This window comes from Hyphococcus luteus (assembly GCF_002943565.1).
GTDB classification, from domain to species: domain Bacteria; phylum Pseudomonadota; class Alphaproteobacteria; order Caulobacterales; family Parvularculaceae; genus Hyphococcus; species Hyphococcus luteus.
Map to the genome: position 1 here is coordinate 376,739 of NZ_PJCH01000005.1, position 14,475 is coordinate 391,213.

Annotated in this window: 16 protein-coding genes; 3 read left to right on the plus strand and 13 right to left on the minus strand. The window is 61.0% G+C overall.

The window, feature by feature from the left end; translation table 11 throughout:
• Positions 1-8: 8 nt before the first annotated feature.
• The 3 genes from CW354_RS06705 to CW354_RS06715 all read right to left on the minus strand — a co-directional run bounded on the left by CW354_RS06705 (position 9) and on the right by CW354_RS06715 (position 2,917).
• Positions 9-629 (minus strand): LysE family translocator, encoded by a 621-nt coding sequence (locus CW354_RS06705; protein ID WP_104829264.1) that lies wholly within the window; start codon positions 627-629, stop codon positions 9-11.
• Positions 630-636: 7 nt separating this feature from the next.
• Positions 637-1,365, minus strand: coding sequence for an outer membrane protein (locus tag CW354_RS06710; RefSeq protein ID WP_104829265.1), 729 nt, complete (start codon positions 1,363-1,365; stop codon positions 637-639).
• A 118-nt stretch (positions 1,366-1,483) separates the two neighbouring features.
• Positions 1,484-2,917 carry an alanine/glycine:cation symporter family protein gene (locus CW354_RS06715; protein ID WP_207764701.1) on the minus strand — a complete coding sequence of 478 codons (1,434 nt, stop codon included), beginning with the start codon at positions 2,915-2,917 and terminating at the stop codon, positions 1,484-1,486.
• Between the two features lie 246 nt (positions 2,918-3,163).
• On the opposite strand from CW354_RS06715, the gene CW354_RS06720 reads away from it, so the two are divergent.
• Complete coding sequence (locus CW354_RS06720) at positions 3,164-3,580, plus strand: hypothetical protein (RefSeq protein ID WP_104829266.1); 417 nt, start codon at positions 3,164-3,166, stop codon at positions 3,578-3,580.
• Between the two features lie 268 nt (positions 3,581-3,848).
• Here the strand turns inward: CW354_RS06720 and CW354_RS06725 are convergent, their stop codons facing one another.
• The 5 genes from CW354_RS06725 to CW354_RS06745 form a co-directional block, all read right to left on the minus strand.
• Entirely contained in the window at positions 3,849-4,055 is a 207-nt protein-coding gene (locus CW354_RS06725) for a hypothetical protein (RefSeq protein ID WP_104829267.1), read from the minus strand.
• A 145-nt stretch (positions 4,056-4,200) separates the two neighbouring features.
• Positions 4,201-4,602, minus strand: coding sequence for a 30S ribosomal protein S16 (rpsP, locus tag CW354_RS23970; RefSeq protein ID WP_104829268.1), 402 nt, complete (start codon positions 4,600-4,602; stop codon positions 4,201-4,203).
• Between the two features lie 50 nt (positions 4,603-4,652).
• Entirely contained in the window at positions 4,653-5,306 is a 654-nt protein-coding gene (locus tag CW354_RS06735; RefSeq protein WP_104829269.1) for a hypothetical protein, read from the minus strand.
• A complete protein-coding gene (ffh, locus tag CW354_RS06740; RefSeq protein ID WP_104829270.1) occupies positions 5,303-6,856 on the minus strand; it encodes a signal recognition particle protein in 1,554 nt (517 codons plus the stop codon). The genes CW354_RS06735 and ffh overlap by 4 nt, the downstream gene beginning before the upstream one ends.
• The gene (locus CW354_RS06745) at positions 6,856-7,182 is read right to left on the minus strand and encodes a cupin domain-containing protein (RefSeq protein ID WP_104829271.1); all 327 of its coding nucleotides are present in this window, start codon (positions 7,180-7,182) and stop codon (positions 6,856-6,858) included. The genes ffh and CW354_RS06745 overlap by 1 nt, the downstream gene beginning before the upstream one ends.
• Positions 7,183-7,536: 354 nt before the next feature.
• On the opposite strand from CW354_RS06745, the gene CW354_RS06750 reads away from it, so the two are divergent.
• Entirely contained in the window at positions 7,537-8,184 is a 648-nt protein-coding gene (locus tag CW354_RS06750; protein ID WP_165793562.1) for a VPLPA-CTERM sorting domain-containing protein, read from the plus strand.
• A gap of 70 nt (positions 8,185-8,254) precedes the next feature.
• Here CW354_RS06750 and CW354_RS06755 read toward each other — a convergent pair whose 3' ends face one another.
• The 4 genes from CW354_RS06755 to CW354_RS06770 form a co-directional block, all read right to left on the minus strand.
• Complete coding sequence (locus tag CW354_RS06755; RefSeq protein ID WP_104829273.1) at positions 8,255-8,662, minus strand: hypothetical protein; 408 nt, start codon at positions 8,660-8,662, stop codon at positions 8,255-8,257.
• Positions 8,663-8,742: 80 nt separating this feature from the next.
• On the minus strand, positions 8,743-9,165 hold the full coding sequence (locus CW354_RS06760; protein WP_104829274.1) for a hypothetical protein: 423 nt from the start codon (positions 9,163-9,165) through the stop codon (positions 8,743-8,745).
• Positions 9,166-9,629: 464 nt separating this feature from the next.
• Positions 9,630-10,232, minus strand: a complete 603-nt coding sequence (locus CW354_RS06765) for a helix-turn-helix domain-containing protein (RefSeq protein WP_133162206.1) — start codon at positions 10,230-10,232, stop codon at positions 9,630-9,632.
• 257 nt (positions 10,233-10,489) lie between these two features.
• A complete protein-coding gene (locus tag CW354_RS06770) occupies positions 10,490-11,761 on the minus strand; it encodes a dicarboxylate/amino acid:cation symporter (protein WP_104829276.1) in 1,272 nt (423 codons plus the stop codon).
• A 114-nt stretch (positions 11,762-11,875) separates the two neighbouring features.
• Here CW354_RS06770 and CW354_RS06775 point away from each other — a divergent pair, with 114 nt between their 5' ends.
• A complete protein-coding gene (locus CW354_RS06775; RefSeq protein WP_104829277.1) occupies positions 11,876-12,073 on the plus strand; it encodes a CsbD family protein in 198 nt (65 codons plus the stop codon).
• Between the two features lie 96 nt (positions 12,074-12,169).
• On the opposite strand, the gene CW354_RS06780 is transcribed toward CW354_RS06775, so the two are convergent.
• A complete protein-coding gene (locus CW354_RS06780; RefSeq protein ID WP_104829278.1) occupies positions 12,170-14,302 on the minus strand; it encodes a prolyl oligopeptidase family serine peptidase in 2,133 nt (710 codons plus the stop codon).
• Between the last annotated feature and the right edge of the window lie 173 nt (positions 14,303-14,475).

Below are 14,475 nucleotides of genomic sequence, written 5' to 3' on the forward strand. Positions count from 1 at the left end.
GAAAAATCCTATTTGCGGGAAAGGGCGAGCCCCGCCGCCGCCATGATGAGAACGCCGCCGGTGATGCGGTTGCCCCAGCGCCCGATGCGCGCGAAGAGCGGGCGCGCCCGGTCGGCGGTGAGAATCCAGCCCGAATCGATCACCGCGCCGATGGCGAGGAAGGTCGCCGCCATAAGCATAAGTTGCGGCAACGCCGGCGCATCGGCCGACACGAACAACGGAAAGAACGCCGCATAGAAAATCAGCGCTTTCGGATTGAGCAAGGCCACGAAAAACCCTTCGGCGACGAGCTGGCGCGGGGATTTCGCCGGCGCGGCGGCGTCGACATCGTCAGGGGAAAGCGTCGCGTGCTCGCGCAAGGCTTTAACGCCGAGATAGAAGAGATAGGCGGCCCCGATCCATTTGATCCAGAACAGCGCCTGCCCAATCTGAGCCAGCAGCGCCGACAGGCCGAAACAGATAAGCACCATGTGGATCGCCGAAGCCGAGGCGGTGCCGGCGATGATCCAGAAGGCCCGGCGCGCGCCCCAGCGCACGCTGGTCGCAACCACAAGCGCCACCACCGGCCCCGGGGTGATGATCAGGAGCGCGGTCGCCGCGACAAAGGCGAGATAAAGTTCGATGCTCATGGGCCCGCTAGAACGCCTTGCGGATCGAGACCATCACGGAAGACGCCCGATAGCGCTCGCCGGACGTGCTTATCTCGAAATCGCCCGCCGGGAAGGTCTCGGCGCGCGGCCCGAAGTCGAGTTCGTTCGTGCGGAGATAAATATATTCAAGATCGAAATTGAGTTCGTCGCCCGCTTCGAACGACAATCCCGCCCGCCCTTGCAAGGCAAGGGCGGCGTCAGTCTCATCCCGTCGGCTGCTTACGAAAGCCCCGCCAACGCCCCCGCCGATGAAAGGCGTGACGGCGGTGCTGTTGTTAAAATCGAAAAAGAAATTCGCCATCAGGAATTGCGCGACGATATCGTCATCGCCCGCCGACAATTGCGGCAAGGGTTCGGCGTAATCGACAGCTGCGCTTTCGACGCCGGTTTTGGCGTAGCGATATTCGAGCTCCGTGCGGATGCCGTCTGCGTAGTCGAAACCGAGCGCGGCGGCGGCCGTCCAGTCATTGCCGAGAAACACGGTCTGCCCCGAAGGAGGGCCGAGCACCACGGCGGCGCACGGATCTGCAGGCGCGCAATTCAACGAAGAGGTTGGCGCGGGCGAGAAGGCGTAATCCTGCTCCCAATCGCTGACGAAGCTGACGCCGGCGCCGAGTCGCGCGTAAACGCTGCCGTAATCGACTTCATCCTGGGCGAACGCGGCGCCCGCGCTCAGAACCATCAGGCTCGCCGCTGCTGCAAAGCCGAATTTCATCTCGAAAAACTCCTCAAGGCTCGCCGCCAGACTAGCGGCGCCCGGCGGGGCGCCGCAAGCGGAAGGGGCCTCAACACAAGGTGAGGCCCCTTAATTCAACGGCTTGTGTTGCGTCCGCTTATTTTTTGGCTCTTTCGGCCTTCTCCTGCGCGAAATATTCGCGGGTCAGCTTGAACACCAGCGGCGACAGGGCAAGGAGCGCAACGAGGTTCGGCGCCGCCATCAGGCCGGTGAGCGTATCGGTGGCGAGCCAGACTGTATTGATGACCGCATCCACATTCTCGCCCGCATAGAGCACCATGGACGAGATAAAAATAATCGCCACATAGACGATCCTGTAAGGCAGAACCGCCTTTTCGGTGAACAGATATTCCGCACAGCGCTCGCCGTAATAGCTCCAGCCGAGAATGGTGGTGAAGGCGAAGAGCACCAGCGAGACCGTCACCAGATGGCCGCCGACGCCCGGCAGGGCGGCTTCGAATGCGGAGATGGTGATCGGCGGGCCGGTGTCGCAGACCGCCGGCAGGACGTCATTGGTGAGGATCGTCATCGCATTGCATTCGGCCGGAATGACGCCGGTGGACAGGATCGCAAGACCGGTGATCGAGCAGATCACGATGGTGTCGATGAACGTGCCCAGCATGGCGATAATGCCCTGGTTCACGGGGTCCTTGTTTTTCGCCGCCGCGTGGGCGATCGGCGCCGAGCCCTGCCCCGCCTCGTTCGAAAAGATGCCGCGGGCGACGCCGCGCTGCATGGCGAGCATCAAAAGCCCGCCGGAAAAGCCGCCCACCGCCGCGTCAAAGCCGAAAGCGCGCTTGACGACGAGCGCAAAGGCATCCGGCACGGCGTCGATGTTCAAGACGAGAACAATGATCCCGGCGATGAAATAGAACGCCGCCATGGAGGGAACGAGCTTGCCGGCGACATTGGCGATGCGCTTGATGCCGCCGAGAATGACCGCCGCGGCGAGCGCCGTCATGACGACGGCCGACGCCCAGACGGGGATGTCGTAACTCGACTTCAACGCATCGGCGACCGAGACCGCCTGAATGGAATTGCCGGTGCCGAACGAGGCGAAGATGCCGAAAATGGCGAACAGGACGCCAAGCCAGATCCAGGCCCGGCCCATGCCGTTCTTGATGTAATACATGGGTCCGCCCACATGGCGGCCGTCATGGTCGATTTCGCGGAATTTCACCGCGAGGACGCCCTCAGCGTATTTCGTCGCCATGCCCACAAGCGCCGTCATCCACATCCAGAACAGGGCCCCGGGCCCGCCGATGGCGATGGCGACGGCGACGCCGGCGATGTTGCCGGTGCCGACGGTTGAGGAGAGCGCCGTCATCAAGGCGCCGAAGGGCGAGACGTCGCCCTCTTCCTTGGCGTGGCGGCGCCCGCCATGGACAAGCTGCAGGAAGGCGTAAGGAATCCTCAGGATCGGCATGAAGCCGAGACCGATGGTGAGATAGAGCCCCGTGCCGAGCAGCAGCACCAGCATGGGCACGCCCCACACCACATTATTCACCGACCCGATTATGTCCGAAATCACGAAACGCCCCTCCAACACTCTGAAATCAAAGGCGGGAGATTAGGCAGGCCCGCCCTTCACACGCAAGGAAAAGCGTCAATGCGCGCTGTCCGGACGCGCCGTCAAAGATGGCGGAAGCAGACGCAATCAAGGCGATTTTGTGAACCGAAACAAAGCTGTGACGCGCATCACAGGCGATTTGACGGGCCCTCTCTATGGTTAATTCACCGAGGCGCTGAGACGCGCTTCGGCAAAAAGGAGAGAGAGATGACCAACCGTACCCTTTACTTGAGCATGATGGCCTTCGCCGCCGCGGTCAGCGCCAATTCCACCGCCAGGGCCGAAACGCCCGGCCATTCGACGCTGATGCAGCTGATCCACGAAGATCTCGACCGGGATCAGGCCGACTTCACGCTGGCGCTCGCCGAGCGCGCCGGCCGCAAGGCGGACGCCCGCATGGAAAAGCTCGACAATGTCTTCGGGCCGCTGGTCGCCGCCGCGCCGGACGCGACGGCTGAAACTCTCCGCGCCGTTTCAGCCGATACGGGCGACCGGCTCTATGCGATCGCGACGGCGCGCGCCGAATTCGAAATCGGCAAGGACCTCGCGAATATTGAAAGCCCTTTCAATCCGCGCCCGCCCATGCCGCCGGCCATCGCCGCCTTCAATGGCGGGGAATACTGAGCCGGGCGTCTCTCCTCCCGGCGAGGCGCCGGGCGCCGCCAGGCGCTTCGCCAGGGGGAGAAGGCTCGTTGGGGGAAGCCTTATGGGGGAGCAGGACGGGACCGACGGCCCCAAGCACTGGGTCCCGCTCTGCTAAAAAGAAGGCCCTGAAGGATCTGCGCCTTGCGTAACATGCGCGCCGCCTTCGGGGCCTTCGTTTTTTGGACGGGAAACGAAAAAAGGCGCGCTCAAAAAAGCGCGCCTTTTTCTTTTAGACAGACCGCAACGATTAGTCGTCGTCGTCGTCAATGACGTCGGCCGGGCCTCTGGTGTCCGGGTCGCCGTCATAGGCCTCTTCCAGCGGATCGAAATTCCCGTCGTTTTCATTGGCCTCATCGGCGGCGACCGCGCCGGCGCCGGCCGCGGCGCCGAGAAGACAGCCCGACAGAGGCATGCTCATGCCGAGCATCGCCAACAGGGTTGCAAGCATTTTCATCGTCAAACTCCTTTGCCTGGCCGGCGCGGCAAACGCGGCAACCCCGGACTTATCGGGGCGCGCGCCGGCTTTGAAACCACGCCCTCCCCCAACAGGGGGCGGGCGAAATGGTTCCTCAACGGCGAAGGAGGCGGCGAAAGCCTTGTTAGTCGGCGGTTGTTTCCTCGGCCGGCGCCTCTTCCGCAGGCGCTTCAGCGGGAGCGTTGGCGGCGGCTTCCTTCTCGGCTTTTTCCGCGGCGCGCTCCTGGGCTTTCTGGCCCGGCTTGGCTTTGTTCGGGTTGTTCCCGTGCTGCCATTTCACGAGGCCTTGCGCGGAGAAAAAGCGCGCGACGCGATCGGTCGGGAGGGCGCCTCTGTCGAGCCAGTGCTTGGCGCGCTCGGCGTCATACTGAACGCGCTTCTCGTCGTCTTTGCCGAGCAGAGGATTGTAAGTGCCGATCTTTTCGATGAACCGGCCGTCGCGCGGATTGCGCGAGTCAGCGACAACAATCGAATAGAACGGGCGCTTTTTCGCCCCGCCCCGGGCCAGTCTGATTTTCAAAGACATGTTGGTTCTTTCCTTCTTTTATTCAATTTCTGAGCTTGGATAGATAACGGTTAGGCATGAGGAAGCTTGAATCGCTCTTGCGGTTCACCAAGAGACAAACGCACACGACGTTCAGACATGAATTCGTAAAGCTGGTGTGTTCGTAAAAAAGTTGCCGCAGCTAAGTTGTTGACGGCGATTTCTGATTCCACCGCACGAAGATAAAGGGAATACGGCGCAGCAAGCTCAATCAGCAACGCCCCGTCATAAAGAACATTGTTAATGCTTTCGCGTTTGTCTGTCTCTGAGGTTTCATAGTGGCTTGCAAATTCAAAAATATGAATCTGCGCCACCTTATTTCGATACCCCGTGGTGAGCGTGCACATGCCCGGTTTTTTTATACTCTCTGCGTGGGCGTAATCTTGTTCATCTTGACTTGGCCTCGCCAGCCAAATTCCCACGCTCTCCGATTCCTCAGACTTTTTCTCTGTAGCCAGGAGGAAGCGTGAGAACGGCGTGTACGGCTCTTCTATGTAGTCATATTCCCACTGAAGCCTTAAACAGTGTTCGCTTGCGCCAACTGGGAAAACATAAAGATCAGCTATAGAGAATCCGTAAGGAGAGATCGCAGCCTCAGTAGATGAAAAAAATACCGTCGCCCCAACCAGCTTGGATAGCTTGGCAAGCGCTACGTCATCAATATGCACGTTTTTGGTCGCGCTCATTTCTTCTTCCCCGGCAGGCCGCCGAGGCCCGGCGGCATCGGACCCTGGCCCGAGAGCGCCTTTTCGATGGCCTCGAAATCGAGATCGTCCGCTGACGGAGCGTCATCCTTGCCGGACTTGCCCTTGGCGCCTTTCGCCTGTTCGAGGAGCGCGGCGGCATCGGGTCCGCCGCCCGCACCGAACGGGTTAGCGCCGGCGCCCATCCCCATCTGGCCCATCTGCGCGGCGAGACCTTTCATGCCGCCCTTGCCCATCTTCTTCATCATGTCCGCCATCTGGCGATGGGCTTTCAGAAGCTTGTTCACTTCCTGAACCGACGTGCCGGAGCCCGCGGCGACGCGCTTTTTGCGTTTGGCGTTCATCAGCGCCGGTTTTTTGCGCTCGGCTTTCGTCATCGACGAAATGATCGCTTCCTGGCGGATCACTTCCTTGTCGTCGAGGCCGCCGGCCTGATCGACCATCTTCTTCATCTTGCCCATGCCGGGCAGCATGCCGAGGATCGCGCCCATGCCGCCCATTTTGCGCATCTGTTTGAACTGATCGGCGAGGTCGTTCATATCGAACTCGCCCTTGGCCATGCGCTTGGCGGCTTTTTCCGCCTTCTCGGCGTCCATTTCCTCGGAGGCTTTTTCGACCAGCGAAACGATGTCGCCCATGCCGAGAATGCGGCCGGCCATGCGTTTGGGCTCGAAGGCGTCGAGCGCGTCGAGCTTTTCGCCGACGCCGGCGAATTTGATCGGGGCGCCGGTGACCGCGCGCATGGAGAGCGCCGCGCCGCCGCGCGCATCGCCGTCGATGCGAGTCATGACGACGCCGGTAATGTCGACGCGCTCTTTAAATTTCTCCGCCGTCGTCACCGCGTCCTGTCCGGTGAGCGAGTCGACGACGAGCAGCGTTTCGATGGGATGCGTCGCCGCGTGAATGTCGGCGATCTCGGTCATCAACTGTTCATCGATGGAAAGCCGGCCCGCCGTGTCGAGCATCACCGCGTCATAGCCGCCGAGCTTGCCCGCCTCGATGGCGCGGTTGGCGATGTCGCGGGGGCTTTGCCCGGCGATGATCGGCAGGGTCTTTACCTCCGCCTGCTCGCCGAGGATCGCGAGCTGCTCCTGCGCGGCGGGGCGGCGCGTGTCGAGCGAGGCCATCAAGACCTTTTTCTTCTCGCGCTTTTGCAGCCGCATGGCGATCTTCGCCGTGGAGGTGGTTTTGCCGGACCCTTGCAGGCCGACCATCATAATCACCGCCGGCGGGGTCGTCGCGAAGGACAGAGACGGGTCGGCGTCTTCGCCGCCGAGCATCTCGACCAGCGCGTCATGGACGATCTTCACGACCTGCTGGCCCGGCGTCACCGAGCGCAGGACCTCCGCGCCGATGGCGCGCTCTTTCACCTTGGCGATGAAATCCTTGGCGACGGGCAGCGCAACGTCGGCCTCGAGAAGCGCGACGCGCACTTCGCGCAGGGCTTCGTTGACGTCTTTTTCTTCAAGGGCGCCCTTTCCTCTGAGCCCCTCGAAGATTGCGCCTAGCCGGTCGCTTAAAGAATCAAACATCAATTCGCCTTTTCGTCTTCGATCAGGAACAGGAGCGCGCGCTCCGAAAGCGCGCGCGGCCGGTGACGGTCGGCGGCGCCGTCGGGGATCATCAGCGCGTCGCCGGCGGCGAAACGCACGGGGCCTGCCTCGTCGAACTCGATCTCGATTTCGCCCTCGACCACGAGCCCCGCATGGCCCGCCTCGCACCAGTCAAGATGGGTCGAGGCCGGGGTGAGCTCAAGGAGGCGGAACGTCTTGCCGCCGCGCGAGACATGCTTCGCCCGGGCCGTGCCCTCAAAGGCCGGCGCCCAGTCCTGATCCGCAAAGGCGACGCGATAGTCCAACGCCAAAATCCTTTATTCCAAACGCAAATCGCCGCCGCGGGAGCGTTACTCCGGCGGCGGGACATCCCCGGCCCCGTCCCAATTTTTCAGCTGGGGGTCGTGCCGGCGGACGCGGGAAAGGTCTTATTTTCCCGAGATTTCGGCGGGATATAGGGGATCGGCTCATGAATGGCAAGCGCCGGCCGCGCCGCAAAGAGGCGCGCGCCAGCCACAACCCAAAGATTACATTCCGGTAAAAAACAACTGCTGGGGCGTGGGCAAGGCGCCGAAACACCTTTAACGGGCTACTTGTGCACGCTTCCGTCTTTACTGACGGAAACTATGTTTAACCTAATATTTAGGGGGATTATCTTCATGAAACTCTTGAAATTTTTATCCGTAGCGGCGGCAAGCGCCGCAATGTTCGGGGCTGCGAACGCCGCAACCTTCTACCTTGGCGGCGGCGGCGGCGACATCGGCAAGGACGAGGTCTTCACCAGCGGCCCGGCCTGGCTGGAGGCGACCGCCATCAACACCGAAGAGCCGGTCGCGCCGGTTCTGCACCAGACCGCCCTCGGCCTCGGCGTCAAGACCGGCGATCATGAGCTCGCGCAGCTCGACAATGTCGGCGACGACGAAGCCATCGCGCTTGACTTCGGTTCGGCGGCCTGGCTCGACAGCATCACGCTTTCTGTCGCCGGCTTCTACGACGACATCCGCATCTATGGCACCAATGACGCGGCTGTGACGGCGATCACCAGCGGCGGCCTGTCCTCCATCACGTCGATCAGCACCCTGCTGGCGTCTGCGACGGGCAATGGCATCGAAGGCTTCAAAACCATCGATCTTTCGGGCATAACGGAAGCTTATCGCTTCCTGGTCGCCACCATTCCGGGCGGCTCTGGCGACGGCTTCCGCGTGAAGTACGTCTCCGCAGAAGTCGTGCCGCTTCCGGCTGCGCTGCCGCTGCTCCTCAGCGGTCTCGCCGGTCTCGGCTTCGCGTCGCGCCGCCGCAAGGCCTAAGCGCTTCGCCACACAAGGCGATATGACGAAAGAACGCCGCGCTTCATGCGCGGCGTTTTCTTTTGCGCTCTCAGCGCCCGCCAAACCATTTGCGCCATTTGCCGATATTGCGCTCGTAGACGCCCATCAATCCGCCTTCTGCGTGTCTGTCGAGAAATTTCAGGATCGCAAACAGCCAGAGGGTGACGAGGATCAGAATGAAAACCCCGTTTGAGGCCGCCAGCGAGAAAACGTAATTGGCCGTCAGCGTTTCGGGAAAGAAAAAGCGCCCCAACAGATGCCAGAGATTGATGAGGAAATAGAGCGCGTAATAGGAAAAGAACGTCCTGTGGATGAACGCGCCGTTCAGGCTTTTCGCATGCCAGAGCGACCAGAACAGCGCGAGCACGAGAATGCTCACCGGCGCGATGAGGTTCACCGCCGCATTATTCAGGAAATAATAGAAGACATTGCTGAGCGCCCAGTCGGCGGCGATCACCGACGAGGCGAGTTTAAGATTTTTGGAGCCGGAAAGGAAACAAAGGACAACCCCGAAAAACAGGGCTGTCCCGTAACGTGTTAGAACGGTCCATTCATCAGGAGAGATGCGACAGTCTCCGTCGTTGCCCGTTTCGGCGTGCCGCCGCTCGCCTGAAGAATCTGGAACGATCCGTCCTGGGCGAGGGTTTCAAGAAGAGCATGACTCTTCGACGCCGCCTCGGCAAGATTGACGAGCCATGACGAGCTTTCCACGGGCTGGGCCGCTGCGGCCTTCGCTTCTGCAACAAGACGCAAAGGCGCGTCCGTGCCGAGCTTTGCGGAAACGGCGGCGGCGGAGGCGGCGAGCGCCGAGAGGCTGGCGAGCACCGGCGCCTTGTCGAGCGGCTTGCCCGATACGACATTGCGGCAGGCGGCCTCGATCGATTTTTCAAAACGCAGCAGCTTGACCTGCTCCGTACGAAGATCTTTTGAATTTGGGTCGGAATTGGCTGTCGGCGTCATAGGCGTTCTCCGGCGCAATCGGCGGTCTTCTCCGCCCGGAACGACCAATCAGACAACCAAGCCTTTAATCCGCAGTTAAGCGCAAAAGGCGGAGCGTTAACGCAAAGACTAAACCCTCCGTGTATTAACTATCTTAAGGCTGGCTTGCAGATCAGAACGAGAAAACCGCAGCCCGGCAAAGCGCCCCGCCCCCCGTATGACGCCGCCCTTTGGCGCCCGCCCTTGATACGGCGCCGAAACGAAACCAAGCGCCGCTGTCCGGCATGAAAGACTTGTTTTCCACAGAAGCCTGCCTCATAAAAGCGCTTCAAAAAACAACGATAATAGGTTAACACACTCTTGGCCGGCTTTCGGGCTGGCTGACAGCGGGGAGGCTGCATTGAGTGTCGAGGAGCGAAAGCGTGCTGAAGCGCTTTACCGTAAGCTTTTAGGAGTGTTTCCGAAAAAGCCTTCCGACAATGTGGTCATTTTTCCCGGCCGGGATCGGCGAAATCCGAAAAGCCCTGAAGCAGCGCTAGCGCCCCTGGAAGGACGCGATCGAGATCTTCCTGAAAACCTTCGGGGAGATCGGGCGAGCGGGATTGAAGGATTGTTAAAACGGTTATTTGAAGACCTTGCGAAAGACGATTAGCGGCGCTTTCGCCCGCCGTCCCCCGCCCCACATAAGACACAAGGCTTTGCACGGCGTCCGCCAGTTCGTCTTCGTCGAGGCTTTCCGCAGTTTTGAACCCCGCCAGTTTCGCGATCAACGCGAGAATGGCGTAACGCGCGCCTAAAGGATTTAGGACCGGCTCTGCGGCGTCGGGCGGTTTTGGCGGCGATGACATCTTGTTTTTGAAGGCGGCGAGCGCATCCGCCTCGGTCACCGCCTCGCGCGGCGCGCCGAGCGCCCGGGCGACGGCGTCGATCCACAGATCGTTGAGCGGGCGGTCGCCGCTTTCGAGGCGGGCGAGATATTCCGGGTAAATGCCGATGCGGCGCGCAAATTCACTGGGACTCAACAAGAAAGAAATCCGCAATTCCTTGATGTTGTTGGCCATGGTTGTGAGCGCAACCGTCCTTTTCATTAAAGTCATCGCCTTACGCGCAACGCCCCCCGCTTGTCCCCGAACCGGCTGAAACCGTTTCATGCAGCCGGCGCGATTGTCCGCCGGCTGACACTCACCATTACAATACTTCGTCTTACGACGATCCCCTAATATAAGGCTAGTATAAATATGCGGCTGTTTTCCGCATGTAAAAAAGAGTGTGTTTGCGGCGCGGCCATGAGCCTGCGCCCGGGCAATGATACATAAGTCTTGCGCCAGATAAAATTCGGCGCCCGTCAACTGAGCGGTTTGGCGCGGAAGACCTCTTCGTCGAGCTCGCCTTCCCATTTTGCGACTGCGGTCGCAACGGCGGTGTCGCCGGTGACATTGGTCACCGTGCGCATCATGTCCAAAAGCCGGTCGAAGGGAAAGATGAAGCCGATGACGAGCGCGGTGTGCTCGGGCGTGACGTCGAACACTTCGAGCACGATGGCGAGCAGGAAGAGCGACGCCGAAGGCACGCCCGCCGTACCGATGGAGACGAGCGCGGCGGTGAGCGCGATCAGGAAATAATGCTGCGGCTCGAGCGAATAGCCGAAGGCCTGGGCGGTGAAGAGCGCGACGATGCCGAGATAAAGCGAGGTCCCGTCCATATTGATCGTCGCGCCCAGCGGCAGGACCGAACCCGCAACGGATTTCTTGACGCCGAGGTTTTCATTGGCGGCGCGGATCGTCACCGGCAGCGTCGCCGAAGAGGACGAGGTCGAATAGGCCACCATCATGGGATCGAGGATGCCCCGGAAAAAATCGACAAAGGGCAGCCGCAGGATCACCCGGACAAGACCGCCGTAAACGATCAGCATATGCAGCGCGCAGCCGACATAAACCGCGAGGGTGAGCGACAGGATCGCCGTGAACGTGGCGATCCCTTGCGTGCCGGCGACATAGGCGATGAGGCCGAAAACGCCGAAGGGCGCAAGCTCCATGATGATGTGCGTCATCTGCAGGATGCCTTCGGCGCCCGCCTCGAAAAACCGGCCGGCGGCCTGCCCCGCCTCGCGCGCCATCAACAGGCCGACGCCGAGCAGAAGCGCGAAAAAGATCACGGCCAGCATGTCGCCCTCAACGAGCGCGGCGAAAGGGTTCTCCGGGATGATGCTCAAAAGACGCTCGCCGAGCGACGGCGCGTCGGCGTCCATCACTTTCGGCTCGGCGCCGCCAAGGTCGACGCCCTTGCCGGGCTGGAACAGCGTGCCCATGCCCAGCCCGATGAGATTGGCGAAAAAGGTCGTGAAAATATAAAGCAGGAACGCTTTGATGCCGATGGTGCCGAGCTTTTTCGGATCGCCCATGGCGTAAATGCCGGCGACCAGGGTGAAGAAAACCAGCGGCACGACGATCATCCGGATCAGGCGGATGAAGACCGTTCCGACGACGCGCACTTTCTCCAAAAGCGCTTCGGCAGCGGCGGCTTCCATGAACTGGGAAACGGCGAGGCCGAATATGACGCCGAGAACGAGCCCCAGAAATACGCGCTTCCAGAGCTTTATTCCAAACCACCAAGCCATGCCGCCGCCCCTCTATGCCAAAGGGCGCGAGCTTAATCCAATTTCACGCCAAAAGGGAACGGGGCGGCGGTTTTGCGTGTTCGTCTGATGTTCAAATGGAAAGGAGCACGACTCATGAATTCCGATGAACTGAAAGGCAAATGGAAGCAGCTTCAAGGCGCCGCGAAAGAAAAGTGGGGCAAGCTGACGGACGACGAACTCACCGAGATCGAAGGCGACCAGGACAAGCTGGCCGGCAAGATCCAGGAGAAATACGGCGTCGCGCGCGAAGAGGCCGAGCGCCAGATCAAGGAATGGAATGCGGCGGCGTAAAAGCCGAGCTTCCTCACGGGTCCTTGAGGCCCGCAAGAAGGAACCGGGCGCCAACGGCGCCCGGCTTTTTATTTGTACTCTGTCGAGCTGCTGCCCTTATTCACTCCGGGGCATCAGCATCCTCGCGAAATAGGCGTATTCCAGCGCCGTCCTGTAAGCGAGCTGATCCTGATTCGCCGTGCCGCCATGGCCGCCCTCGATATTTTCATAATAGAAAAAGTCGTAGCCAAGGCCGTCCATTTTCGCCGCCGCCTTGCGCGCATGGCCGGGATGGACGCGGTCGTCCTTGGTCGAGGTGTAGAACAGAACTTTCGGATAGGGCTCGCCCGCTTTCAGATTCTGATAGGGCGAATATTTCGAGATATAAGCCCACTCTTCGGGGATGTCGGGGTCGCCATATTCGCCCATCCATGAGGCGCCGGCGAGCAGCTTATTATAGCGCTTCATATCGAACAGCGGCACGCCGCAATCGATGGCGGCGTAAAGATCCGGGCGCTGGGTCAGCATGGCGCCCATCAACAGCCCGCCATTGGAGCGCCCGATGGCGCCGAGCTTTTCAGGGCTCGTCACGCCGGTCTCGATCAGGTCTTCCGAGATGGCGATGAAATCGTCAAAGGCCCGCTGGCGGTTTTCCTTCAGCGCCGCCTGGTGCCATTTCGGCCCGTATTCCCCGCCGCCGCGAATATTGGAGAGAACGAGGACGCCGCCGCGCTTCACCCACATGAGCCCGGCGAGCGCCCCATGCTGGGGCCGCGCGGGGTCTTCGTAATAGACCGGCAGGATCGGGATCAGAAAACCGCCATAACCATATTGCACGGTCGGCGCATTCCCCTGCTTCAACACCGAATCGAGTCCCATGATGAAATAGGGAACTTTGGTTCCGTCCGCGGAGGTCGCGAAACGCTGCTCCACCACGACGCCGGTCGCGTCATAGAAAGCCGGCGTCTCGGCGATCTTTTTCAGCTTGCCCCGCGCCGGCGCATAATAAAGCGCTTCCGGCCGGGTCAGGCTCTCGAAGGACAGCATGGCGTCGTCCGTGCCGCCGCCGGCGGAGATGATTTCAATGACGCCATTGTCGGGCAGGCCGATTTCCTTGCGTTTCCAGCCGCCTTTTTTGCGCGGCGTGAAACGCGCGGCCTTGCCGGACACGTCTTCGAGATAGGAGATGACGAGACCCGACTTGCCGATCTCCACATCTTCGACGGACTGGTTCGCCGCCGGAGTCATCACGGTCTGCGCCTCAGCCCCGGCAAGGCCGTAGGCGATGACGGCGCCGCTTTCATACGTCTCGCCGTCATACGTCCATTCTTCGCGCAGAAGGAAAATCGCACGTCCGCCCAAGACCCCTTCGAAGTCGGCGTTCATCGGCAGCGGCAGCTTTTCCAGATCGCCGAGCGCATCGTCTTCGCTTCTGGCGTAGTAATATTCAGACTCGAAAAAAGACGGCGAGCGCACGACGAATACATGCGCGCCGCCATTATCCTGTTCGACGGCCGCCGCGACGGCCACATCGGTTTCCTCGCCTTCATAGAGAACCGGCGCTTCATCAAGCGCGGCGTCGCGGGCGAGCCGGCGCACCGTCCTCGGATAGCCCGAGGTCGTCAGCGAGCCCTCGCCCGTGTCCGCGCCGACGAGCAGCGTATCCGGACCCAGCCACGCCACGCTCGATTTGCCTTCAGGGATGTAAAACCCGCCTTCGACAAAAGCCTTATCGCTGCTGTCGAACTCGCGCCAGAACGCCGCGTCGCTGCCGCCGTCGGACAGCTCGACCATGCAATGGGTATAGTCAGGGGACAGACAATCAACGCCGCCCCAGACCCAGTTGCGATCTTCCTCTTCGGCGAGCGCGTCGACATCGACCAGCGTCTCCCATTCCGGCGCGCCGGCGCGATAGCTCTCAACGCTCGCCCGGCGCCAGACTCCGCGCACATGTTCGTCGTCCTGCCAGAAATTATAGACATAGCCGTTGTGAATGGACCCCAGCGCCAGGCGCGCTTTCGAGGTCAGAACCGACAAGGCTTCTTCATACATGGGCGCAAAGCGCGGATCGGCCTCGAGCGCTTCCTGAGAGCGGGCGTTTTGCGCCCTCACCCAGTCGAGGGCCTTTTCGCCTTCGATATTTTCCAGCCATTGATAGGGATCGTCTTGGGTTTGGGGCTGGGCTTGGGCCGGGGCGGCGGAAATCATCGCCAGCGCCGCCGCGGCGGCGCAAAAAAACTGCTTTTTCATGAGGAATGGGCTCCGGGGTTGCCGTTCTCTTGGGGAAAAAGATTTGCTTAACCATACAAGCCGCTGCGCAGCCTTGCAAAGCGGCGCCGGTCTCGCCCGGAAAACGGGTGGTCGATAAAATTGCGCCTTGTCCGTTAGAAAAGGTTTTGCGGCTGGCCGCTAACTTGCAACGC